We start from the raw sequence: 11,493 nt of genomic DNA, 5'->3' as shown, positions 1-11,493 counted from the left end.
AACACGATCGCACTCACCCCTCCATAGACCATGGCACATTGCAGAGCAACATCGGAGTACTGTGATCGGAATTCTGCACACGGAATTCTCCCCGCGCAACAAAGAGCAAGCCCATTCTGAACCAAAGAGCCGTCGATCCACGTCATGACGATCCTGTAAATGATGGTTCAAATGCGCGATCTTTCGCGGTCTTTAAGGTGCCTTGAAAAGAGGCTTTTCTGTTTCTGCAGTGTGAAGAGACACCCATACTTTGCGCAACAGATTCACGCTGTATTCATGCCAGTATTTCGCTGGCTGACATGACTTTGCAGAGACGGACCTCTATCGGCGCACAGAACGAGCACCATATCGCGACTTAACCTGCTGAACGTATCGGGATGCGCAGAACTGCCTAACACTGGGTACAGAAGGACAACATTTTGGAGGGGTCGACAAGATGCAAATCAGGAAGTGTTTCAGTTGGTGCAGACATCTCTTTCCACTCGGAGGCCTTTTACTTGGCCTATTATTCGTAGTCCAACCGTCACCAGGACAGGCTGTACACGGAGCCATTGTCGGCTCCGTAATGGATACCACCGGTGCCGTGGTGCCAGGCGCTACCGTAACTCTGACAGATACAGATAAAGGAATAGTGCGCACGACCACTAGCAGCGCCATCGGTGCGTATCAGTTTCTGGACGCCGATGCGGACCACTACAGCGTGGAGATTCAGGCTAGCGGATTTGAGAAGTGGACCACAACAAAATTACAGTTGAACACTCTGCAAACCTTGCGCGTCGATGCCAGGCTGGTCATCGGCAGTTCCTCGACCACGGTAAGTGTCGCGGGTGAAAACACAGGCGTGATCCAGACGGAGACACCAACGATCACCACCACTTTCAACTCCGACGATATTGTGAATCTTCCGACAAACTTCCGGGCCAGTGCGGCTGGTACATCGATCCTGGGCGCAATGTCCGCCATGCCCGGTGTGCAGGCTGATCAGGGATCATTCTCGGTTGAGGGAAATCTGCCATTCACATCGGACATGACCGTGGATGGTGTCACGAATATTCAGGTCGGAAGCAGCGGCAATCCTGTCCTCTTTCCCAGTGCTGACGATGTGGCCTCCTTTCAGCTTACCGGCGTACTGGCGCCTGCTGAATTTGGCGATCCTGCTCAGGTGTCGGTCACGACTAAAGGTGGTACGAATCCGTTTCATGGCTCAGGATGGGAATACCACCAGAACTCTGGCATAAACGCAAATACGTATGGATCCCCGACCCGGCCGCATCTTGTGGCCAACACATTTGGCGGAAAGCTGAGCGGCCCGGTCCTGATTCCTAAACTGTACGATGGCCGAAACAAGAGCTTCTTCCTCTTCGATTATGAAGGCTTCCGTCTTCCCCAGAGCGTGACCATGTCTGCCACAGTGCCAACGGCAGCCATGAAGAATGGCGATTTTACTGACTACGCAAATCCCTCGGCAGCCTACTCTAGTCTGACCGATCCTTTTACGGGCACTAGCTGGGGCAATACAATTCCGACCGGGGCCTTGAGTTCGATCGCGCAAAAGTTTTTGCAGTTCTACCCCGACCCCAATACACCGGCAACGTTGACTGGGGGCGGCACCGTTCCCACGACCTCTTACGTGAACGGAGAGTCGGCGAACTACTACACCAATGTATCCGAGCCCACGCACTCCAACCAAATAGATGCTCGCGGCGACCAGTACTTCGGCTCAAACCAGAAGGTCCTGTTATGGGGCCGCTATAGTCACTACAATTTTCCGCGCATATCCGGATACAACTTAAATTTCGATCCCAGTACAAATATCTACGACTCGTCGAACTTGACTACGAGCCTCAGTTGGACGATAAATCCGAACCTGATTAACGTGGGTATTTTTGGTTTCACGCGCTGGACCAATGGAGATGCGAATCCTTATAACGGCAAAGCCTTCACGCAGAGCCTGGGCTTCGGTGCATTGAACGATTTGTGGTACAACGGCTTCCCATTTGTTTCGTTCACAAATATTACGTCTCCTCCAGCGGGACGGCTCAATAGCAACGATATTGATAACACGTACTCCTATAGCGACAACCTGTCATGGACCAAGGGCGTCCATAACTTGAAGTTCGGCGGCGATGTTCGTACTTACACGTACATCGGAGGAACCGGAATAAGCACCGGCGACAACTATGGAAACTTCTACTTCAGCAATGCGGGCAATGCTATTGGTGCATTCACGGGCGTTGACTTTGCCGACTTCCTGTTAGGTATCCCTAATAACTCGAGTTATGACGATATAACCAGAGACATTAACGGCTCGGCTGGTGAATACCACGTATATGCAGAGGACCATTGGAGGGTTTCACCAAAGCTGTCAGTCGACCTTGGCGTGCGATATGAATATCGCCCAGGCTTCTACGACAAGAATGGCTTCTATGCCAACATGGACTACAGTGTGCCGCGCTCGGCAAGGGTTATCTATCCCGCCTTTCCACAGCCTAATCTACAGTCGGCAAGCACGCTTGCATCCGCGAATGCCTGCGACCCGGATGGCATCACCAACTCGAACAGTGCGACTATAAACGGCGCGCCATGTATGCCGGTTGTCTCCAACATTGCTGCAGGCCTGCCGAGAAGCTTGCGCTTCGTGGATAAGAACCGCGTCCTGCCTCGCCTTGGCTTTGCCTATCGCGTGACGAACGACGGTAAGTGGGTTGTGCGCTCAGGCTTCGGCTTGTACAACGTCTCCATCCTGGGCCAGACGTTTCATTCTTTAACTGGAACGATTCAGGGCAGTTCTTCGGCGTACACAAATGCCTTGAATACAACCACGAATCAACCACTTTATTCATGGCCGGCGATTGGGTTCGGCTCCGGAACCAGCGGCTGCACAAACTGCTACGGCACGAACGAATTTAACGCCAGCATTGACCTCCACTATCACGATGCCGAGACAGCTCAGTGGGCTTTGACCGTCGAGCATGACCTGGGTCGGGGCTACGGCATTCGCGCGTCGTACACCGGTTCCGAAACTTCCCATCTGAATTTGAAACAGGACGAGAACACACTGCCGCTCTCGAGCACCGTTTCAGCCTACAACCAACCGTTCAGCGCTCGCAGATTCCCTAACTGGGGCATCCTGATGAATTATGGTTCGCAGGCAAATGCGAATTACAACGCAATGGAAATTGAAGCCAAACACCACATGCAAAACGGTCTTCAGTTCGACTCGACATTTACCTGGGCCAGGGCTCTGTCGAATAACACTGGCGCCACCTCTACCCAGTTCTCAGGTGAGCGAGGGGGCGGGGATTTTGCCTCCTGGGTGGATGACAAGAGGCTGGATTATGGAAATACGCCAGGCCCTCGTCGCCTGCATTGGCTGACTACGTCAATCTACGAGCTTCCCGTCGGTCGCGGCAGGCACTTCGGCGCAACCATGCCGAGGGTTCTGGATGCGGTGGTCGGCGGCTGGCAACTGAGCAGCATCTTTACCTGGCAGACGGGTGCGTATCTTACGCCAGCTTTTCCCGCTGGAGAAACGGACCCATCCGGTACCGGTTCAGGGCTTAAAACATCCCTCGCAGGGTGGGACCCCACACAGGCTACACAGCATCCTGACCGTGTGGCTGGCGTAAACTGGAAGCCCATGCATCAGGGCCGCTCTGGCTGGGTTAACCCCTCGGCTTTTGCCTGCCCCGGCTGGTCTGCCTGGGTACCGGGCGAGGCGTGCGATACGGGCGCCGGTTTCAAAGCTGACGGGAAACCGGTCTCCACCTTCGGTCCCGCGCTTCCGATTGGCCGCTTTGGCAATAGCGGAATCGGCACAGTGCAAGGCCCCGGCTTCGTTCAGCTAAACGCAGGTCTCGCGAAGATCTTCTCGCTCAATAATCGTTTCAAACTCCGAACTGAAGCGAGTTTCACCAACGTAACGAACCACACCAACTTGGACGAGGATAACCTCAACCTGGATCTAACGAGCGCTAGCTTCGGTGTCATCAAAACGGGACTCGGAGGTCGCAGCGGTCAGATCGCAGCCCGAATAGACTTCTAGCCCTATAACAAGCGAATGCCCCGCCGCCTGCAAGGCGGCGGGGCGTTCACTATTTCTTGAAGATGACGTTGTTACTTGCCGCGAGCGGATTGGGGGCTGATATATGGTCTTCTCTCCCGCGGGTCTGCTACTGTTCAACTTTAAGTACGGTTCAAATCTATAGAAGTAACTAGCTTCTAGAAGTGCAAGTTGCGCTTTTTCTATAGAAGCGGAGGTATCTTCCTGCTGCCGTAGAGTTCGCATGTGTTAGGGATGTGAACAAATCCAAAATTTCTGCGCAAAGCTGAATTTAAATTTGTATGCTACATAGTATGCCTTCCGGCTATTTTGCCTTGCACCGAACCGTTGCCATAATTCTGCTTGCCTTCGCCACCCATTGGGTACACGCGAAGCAAACAAGCAGGAAGAACGCGACGGCTGCTCCTCTCATGATTGAGGCGCTCGGCAAGGGAACTTTCGCACTCAGCGGCCCATGGCAATTCCATACTGGAGATGATCCCACATGGGCAAATCCCACCTTTGACAGCTCTGGCTGGGAGAAGCTTAGCGCAGATCAGCCGTGGGGCAAGCAGGGGCATGCCAACCTGACAGGGTTTGCCTGGTACCGGTGCTCTATCGCGCTCACCCAAGCTCCCGGAGTACCTCAGGAGTTCTCACTACTGGTGCCGAAGATTCGTGATCCGTATGAAATCTATTGGAATGGTTCACTCATCGGGCATAACGGCAAGCTGCCACCCAGCCCTGTCTGGTACATTTCGCAGCCGATGCAGACCTTTGAACTTGGCCAGGTGCAGCACGGTGTTCTGGCGGTGCGCGTTTGGAAGGCACCCTTGCTCTCCGACGATTCTGGTGAGTTTGGCGGGTTTGATACAGCCCCTTTGATCGGGAGTCCCGAAGCCATAGCCACTGTCAAGGCTGCGTATGAATTTCAGTGGCTGCGTAGCCGACAGCTCCATTTTGGCGCCAATCTTCTCTGCGCCGTGATCGCCTTCCTGAGTTTTCTTCTCTGGCTGCGAGCTTCCGACCGGTGGGTCTTGTTTTGGACAGCAGGCTTTGCCGTAGCGCAGCCAGCCATCCTGCTGTTGGTGAATGCTCACCTGGGCTTGCCCTACTCTCTGGCTATGGGAGCTGCAGAGCCACTGAGCGGCATGCAGGATATATCGCTCTGGTTTCTCCTCCTCTGGCTTCTTTCCCTCCATGAGAACCGCGTCATTTGCCGCATTACGCGGATCTTCGCTTACATCTACATCGTCAGCGAGGTATTGGATGGAGTGCTGATTGCCTTGAGTGGGAATCCGCAGTGGACTAGTCTTGCGCAGATCTCCGATGCTGTGTTGGCGATCTTCTCTTTCCTCTTTGAACTTTTCCCTCTGGTTCTGGTGGGTTATGCACTTTTCCAGCGCAAGCAGTTTGATTCTGCTCGCTGGCTGGTAGCCATCCTGGCCTTCCTCGACGATATGTTGCTCGTCTTCAGCTACACAGTCAAACAAGGCCGCCAGTTCACCGGTTGGGCCATCGCGGACAAGATCGACTCGCCTCTTTTTTCCCTCGATGGCAATGGAATCTCTCTAAGGACACTCGCCGGAGCACTCCTGCTTGTTGCAATTGTTTACGCGGTCTATCACAGTGTTCGCGAAGATCAGCACCGCCAGGATGCGCTGGAACTGGAGAAGATGGAACTGCTGCACGAAAGCAACCGGATGCGGCACCATGCCGAGCACGATGGTTTGACCGGACTATGGAACCACCGCGTGATTGTCGAGCGATTGAGCCAGGAAATGATCCGCTCGCGTCGCGATGGGACGCCAATGAGCGTGATCCTGGCCGATGTCGACCATTTCAAGAAGGTCAACGATAGCTATGGCCATCTGGCAGGTGACATCGTGTTGAAAGAGATCGGCACCGTTCTTTCGCGTAGCCTGCGTCCCTATGATTGCGTAGGCCGCTACGGTGGCGAGGAATTTCTACTGATCCTGCCAAATTGCGGAATGGAAAGCGCGCTTATCCGTGGCGAACAACTGCGAGTCGCCGTGCAATCGGCGCGTATTCAGGATGGCGAGACATTGCTGCAGGTAACCGCAAGCTTTGGTGTAGCCTCGGTTCTTCGGACACATCATGAGGCTGAGGCTATAATCCGGGCTGTCGATGCCGCGCTTTATCGGGCCAAGAGCTGTGGACGTAATTGCGTCATCTCTGCCGAAGCCGAAATGGATGCCTCGATTTGCAATTTCTAGATTTGCGTCCACCGCGTAAACCGCATCGCAATTGGCGCAGAGTGCCGGCCCGCTGAATTCGGACGCTCAGGCAAAGTGCAGTTCAATCGTCCAATTTCTCCCATACCGTGTCTCCGTCTGCGAAGACCTGAACGAGAGTATAAGAAGACTTCAAATAGGCGCGAAAAGGAGAGAGTTGATCCTGGCAGGCGCTGAATTCGCATCCTTCATCCAGGGTTTGTTTCCAGAGCACATACCGCACCCGTTTGGCTTGTATTTGCTGTATAGACGACGCGATGTCCTGGCTGCGAAGAGTGTCCCAGCGCGCTAGTGTCGGCATGTAGATGGGGTTTCGTAACTGAAGCGGTATGTAAACCCCTGGCCATCCCGCCTGAAACAAGAAATCTCCACGGTGCGTATGTTCCGCAAGCCAGTGCAGCTTCCCGTAGGCCTCGGTGGTTGTTGTGCACCGTCCGCCCGGCAACTCGATTTGAACACTGTTAAATGCACGCTTAACGGCGATCTGTCGAATGGCTACAACGCTTAGCGCAATCCAGAGGGCGACAACCATAGGCCTGCGAAGAGCAGGCAAGGCGCCGATAGCCCAAATCGCAAGTACAACCGCAGGCAGAGACACCGCGAAGAGGCGCAGCCAGGTAATGCTCACCGCCACTTCCAGGAGCAGAGAAGAGCCGACCAGGGCAAGAAGAGCAACCTGGTTCCAGGGGAAAGAGTCCCTCTTGCGCGAACGCCAGCACTGCCATAGTGCAATGCCATAGACAATCGGCACGAGGATATAGACGGCTAGATAAGGCGCCAACCCAGGGATAGCTCGTGTCGTCAATGCGAGGGTAGGTAAGCCAAGTGCCGGCGGAGTGTAGTGCGTCAGATACTTGAACACATATAGAACGAGACAGTACCAGAGTCTCTCGATTCCAACCGTGACGATATAGTACGCATTCAGCAAAAGCAGCATCAGCGTGAAGGACATAAGAAGAAGAGCAACCAGCTTGATGGTCTCAGCCGCTGTCTGTCGAGCACGTACATTCCGGCACAACAAGAAGGCGGAAAATCCAATTAAAGCCGCTCCTCCATGCGCCTGATTGAAGAAGGCAGCCAGCGCCAGGAGCGCTCCAGATGCCGCAATTCGTTCCGTATTTGCCCGCTCCATGCTGACGCGCACAGCGAGCAGAACGAATATAGCTGCAAACCAATGATTGGTAGCAGTCAGGACTTTGCCGTAAATGAGTACCATGAACAGGCCTGTGGTCAGAGCGGCCAGTTCGGGCTTCATCAATTTACGTGAGATGGAAAAGCAAACGCAGCCGAAGATCACCCCGAAGACCATCACGACGATGTTCGTCGCCCCAATGGTGATGCCCAAAAATCTGAAAAACGCAGCGAATATTAAATCCGTGCCCGGAGGAGTGTACTGAAAAAAATCTCGATAAATGACTTGTCCATTGAGAAGTTGTTGCGCACCCATCCAGAAATACACCTGGTCGCCGCTCTGGAGAATCGGCACACCATGAGATGCAAAAAGATTGAAGTATAGATAGACCACACATCCAAACGCGACGAGGATGTAGTACCAGATCGCCCACTTCCAATCGGACGGCCTCGGAACCAAGGGAGCATAGTCATCGTTTCTCAATGCAGGCTTAAGCTCAGAGGACAATTGATCTCCGCGAAGGGAAACTGCGCAGGCTGCAGGTTACTTAGTTTAAGTCCTGCGATCCGAGGAAATAGACCAGCGTCTCGCTGCATTCAGGCCACAACGACAAAACCAGAGAAGCTGTGCCCGGTCGGTTGCCCAAAGTCAGGGTTGCCTAAAGTCATGGCTCCCTAAGATCATGGCAACCTAAGATATGGTTTCCGGATACAGCATCTCTGGCCTTGTGATAGAGCCCGAGCTATGGATGAGCCGCAGATAGCGGTCCGCGTGCCAGCCTTACTCTTGTGTGTCACCAATAAGCGGCGCTTGCTCTGCGAATGCTTCCTCCGTGCCGGTTCGGACCTTTTTCACAATACCTGTCCATACCGGATTGGTCTTCGATGAATCGTAAGTCCCACTGGCCACGTCCGCTTCGTAAGCTGCGCTCTTTTCCACTCCATTTTTGTACACTGGAAGCTCTTTAATCAACCTGAAGGCGGCAGCAATGACCACGCCGACGTCGTCCTTAAGATCCTCCGGCACAGAAGCATAAACCTCCGGCTTGTGCTCCTCAATCCACTGGAAGGCGATGGGCAACACGAATGAGCTCACCCAATCGCTGTAGGCATTCAAGGCTTCCATGCCGGCAATCCACGACGGGTGCATCTCCCAGTCGTGAGGACGACCGTGGACTGGAGGCTTGGGATGATGAGGTGCGCAGTATTCACAATTCTTTTTGACAATCGGCATAAGCTCCTCCATAGGATCGAGCGTGAAGTAAGGCGACTCGATGCCGGGGTGATAAAAACAATTTGTTGATTAATCAGGCGATTTTTCAAAATGCCTGTTCAATTGCAAATTTGGATTTGTGTACGTTTTCGCCAATGTTTACGGCAGGTATTTGGTACTGAAGATGAGTTGAATTCTATCATCCATGCATAGAGCTTAAGCCTAGGCCAACAGCTCCCTTGAGTGCATAAATAGTGTCGATCGGAAGATACGGTATGCATTGGTTGGTTGTGGAAGAAGCAGCAGTACTAAGCCAACCATACCAGCTGCTTCCAACGTATTGAAGGAAACAGTTACTTTATAACGATATTTTTTAGAACGAGGAAGTAGTTGCCCTTGAACACTCGCTTGGCGCGGAGAATTGCATTCGCCGTATCTTATGCCACGCCCAGAATGCTCTCTTCAAACAAGGGCGATGGTGAGTCTTTTGCCTCGCGGAAGTTACTCAAGCCAACACCAACCAGGCGAAAGCGCTGCGCCGGTCCAAGGTCAATTCGCTCTCGGAGAGAAAGCGCGATCATGGTTAACTCTTCGCATGAAACCGGGGGAACAACCGGTGTGTAACTGCGGGTGAGGATGTTAAATTCGCTGGTCTTCAACTTGAGAATTACCGTCCTTGCCATTCGCGATTCTTTGCGCGAGGCGGACCAGACTTTTTCTGCGAGATGCCGGATAAGTTCTTCCGTCTCCGATAGCGGAATATCTCGCTGGAACGTATCTTCTGCAGAAATAGATTTGGTCGGCCGGTCGGGTATGACCCGGCTATGATCTATCCCGCGAGCGAGTTCATACAGGCGTAATCCATAGCGGCCAAATTGCGCTTCAAGAGCCTTCAGGTCAAAAGCCCGCAAGTCGCCAACGGTCTGAATACCGATCTGTTTGAGCCGTGTCTCCGTCACTTTACCCACACCAGGAATTCGTCCGACCGGCAGTGGCGGAAGAAACGTATCCAGATCTCCAGGCTGAATGACAAAAAGTCCGTCAGGCTTTCGCCAATCGGAGGCGATCTTCGCTAGAAATTTGTTCGGCGCGACGCCCGCCGATGCCGTAAGAAAAAGCTCTTCGCGAATTTGCCCGCGAATCGTCTTCGCAACTTTGGTTGCGGTAGGCAGATCGGTTTTGTTTTCCGTTACATCCAGATATGCTTCGTCCAACGAGAGAGGCTCAATGAGGTCCGTATGACGCTGGAAGATTTCTCGGACTGCGCGTGACACAGCCTTATATCGCGTGAAATCGGGAGGAAGAAAGATCGCCTCGGGACACAAGCGTTCGGCAGTGATCGCAGGCATCGCAGAACGGACCCCGAAGCGCCTTGCTTCATATGAAGCGGCGCAGACGACAGAGCGGTTTCCACGCCACGCCACGACAACCGGTTTACCGCGAAGCGTCGGATCATCGCGCTGTTCAACCGATGCATAAAACGCGTCCATGTCCACATGAACGATCTTGCGAAGCATAGCCTCGCGAGGAGGATCGGCTTCGGGATGGAGTCGCGTTGCGTCTTCCATGCACTTGATTGTAAGCGAAGATAGGGCGAAAATAACAAGTATGAATCGGAAATGCGTATGAAACGATCCGGGACCGCCGATCTTCCACTACACGGTGGGCGAGTGCCGCCCTGGCTCGCGAACCGTATGACTGAACTCTGCACAGCGATTGCCGAGCACATCATTCTTGAATACGGCACCGGCGAATTTTTGACTCGGCTAAGTGATCCCTTCTGGTTCCAGGCCTTCGGCTGCGTGATGGGCATGGACTGGCACTCCTCGGGCATCACGACATCGGTCATGGGAGCGTTGAAGCGTGGCCTGAATCCACGCTTTGCCGAACTGGGTCTTGCAGTATGTGGAGGCCGAGGTCGTCATTCCGTCCGTACTCCCGACGAGTTGCGTGCATTTTCTATGAAGATTGGTCTGGATGGTGAAGCGCTCGCACGCACCAGCAGGCTTACTGCACGCATCGACAACAATGCCGTGGCCGATGGCTTTCAGCTATATCTTCATTCATTCGTTATCACCGGCTCCGGCGAGTGGACAGTGGTGCAGCAGGGAATGAATCCTGAGAACCATCTGGCCCGCCGGTATCATTGGCACTCCGCAGCCGTCCGAAGCTTTGTATCCGATCCGCATACGGCGATTCTAGGTAGGCCTCAAGGTACGATTCTGAATTTAGTTGACGCGCGCGCCGCGAAGGCTCAAGGCGCTCTCCTCGCCATTGCGAAGGAACCGATCGAGAAGTCTTTGAACGATGCACGCAAACTGATAATGCCCGCGCATCACGACGTTCAGGCAAAAGACATTGACCTGAAGCGACTGGGGGCAGTCCTCGCCGTCGCGCATGAACAGGAATTGCGCGACTTTGCTTCGCTCCTGCTCGTAGAGGGATTAGGGCCGCGGACGCTGCAATCCCTCGCATTGATCGCCGAGGTTGTACATGGAGCGTCAAGTCGATTCTCCGATCCAGCTCGCTTTTCCTTCGCACTCGGAGGCAAAGATGGGCACCCATTCCCGGTGCCTCTAAAAACATATGATGAGTCATTGGCGATATTGCGACGTTCTTTAGAAGCCGCCCGATTAGGACATGCGGAAAAAGTAGACGGCTTCAAGCGCCTTGATCGCCTGACACGAACAGTCGAAGAAGAGCGACAACCGCTTGCAGACTTCAACGCAGCCTTGACGCATGAGCGCCATATCTCAAAGTCTGTAGGCGGCAGAACCGTTTTCGACGATCGCCGTGAAAATAAAAAAGCGAAGAAGACAGGGCAGCAATCACTCTTTTAGTCATAAGACAAA

6 protein-coding genes are annotated in these 11,493 nt (G+C 53.6%); 3 read left to right on the top strand and 3 right to left on the bottom strand.

What is annotated here, in order from left to right:
- The first annotated feature begins 436 nt into the window (after positions 1 to 436).
- Positions 437 to 4,045 (top strand): TonB-dependent receptor, encoded by a 3,609-nt coding sequence (locus OHL19_RS13000; protein ID WP_263358126.1) that lies wholly within the window; start codon positions 437 to 439, stop codon positions 4,043 to 4,045.
- A 332-nt stretch (positions 4,046 to 4,377) separates the two neighbouring features.
- Positions 4,378 to 6,279: a GGDEF domain-containing protein gene (locus tag OHL19_RS12995; RefSeq protein WP_263358125.1), complete on the top strand. Its 1,902-nt coding sequence runs from the start codon at positions 4,378 to 4,380 to the stop codon at positions 6,277 to 6,279.
- Positions 6,280 to 6,361: 82 nt separating this feature from the next.
- Here the strand turns inward: OHL19_RS12995 and OHL19_RS12990 are convergent, their stop codons facing one another.
- The 3 genes from OHL19_RS12990 to dinB form a co-directional block, all read right to left on the bottom strand.
- Complete coding sequence (locus OHL19_RS12990; protein ID WP_263358124.1) at positions 6,362 to 7,936, bottom strand: hypothetical protein; 1,575 nt, start codon at positions 7,934 to 7,936, stop codon at positions 6,362 to 6,364.
- A 273-nt stretch (positions 7,937 to 8,209) separates the two neighbouring features.
- Positions 8,210 to 8,662, bottom strand: a complete 453-nt coding sequence (locus OHL19_RS12985) for a hypothetical protein (protein WP_263358123.1) — start codon at positions 8,660 to 8,662, stop codon at positions 8,210 to 8,212.
- Between the two features lie 416 nt (positions 8,663 to 9,078).
- Complete coding sequence (gene dinB, locus OHL19_RS12980) at positions 9,079 to 10,209, bottom strand: DNA polymerase IV (RefSeq protein ID WP_263358122.1); 1,131 nt, start codon at positions 10,207 to 10,209, stop codon at positions 9,079 to 9,081.
- A 57-nt stretch (positions 10,210 to 10,266) separates the two neighbouring features.
- Here dinB and OHL19_RS12975 point away from each other — a divergent pair, with 57 nt between their 5' ends.
- A complete protein-coding gene (locus OHL19_RS12975) occupies positions 10,267 to 11,481 on the top strand; it encodes a DUF763 domain-containing protein (protein WP_263358121.1) in 1,215 nt (404 codons plus the stop codon).
- The last annotated feature ends 12 nt before the right edge of the window (positions 11,482 to 11,493 follow it).

The organism is Acidicapsa ligni, from assembly GCF_025685655.1.
Classification (GTDB): domain Bacteria; phylum Acidobacteriota; class Terriglobia; order Terriglobales; family Acidobacteriaceae; genus Acidicapsa; species Acidicapsa ligni.
This window is presented reverse-complemented; position numbering and strand designations above follow the sequence as displayed.

Bases quoted from the DNA above. Each gene is read 5' to 3' on its own strand.
- OHL19_RS13000 (WP_263358126.1), top strand. From the start codon at position 437: ATGCAAATCAGGAAGTGTTTCAGTTGGTGCAGACATCTCTTTCCACTC.
- OHL19_RS12985 (WP_263358123.1), bottom strand. From the start codon at position 8,662: ATGCCGATTGTCAAAAAGAATTGTGAATACTGCGCACCTCATCATCCC.
- dinB (WP_263358122.1), bottom strand. From the start codon at position 10,209: ATGGAAGACGCAACGCGACTCCATCCCGAAGCCGATCCTCCTCGCGAG.
- OHL19_RS12975 (WP_263358121.1), top strand. From the start codon at position 10,267: ATGAAACGATCCGGGACCGCCGATCTTCCACTACACGGTGGGCGAGTG.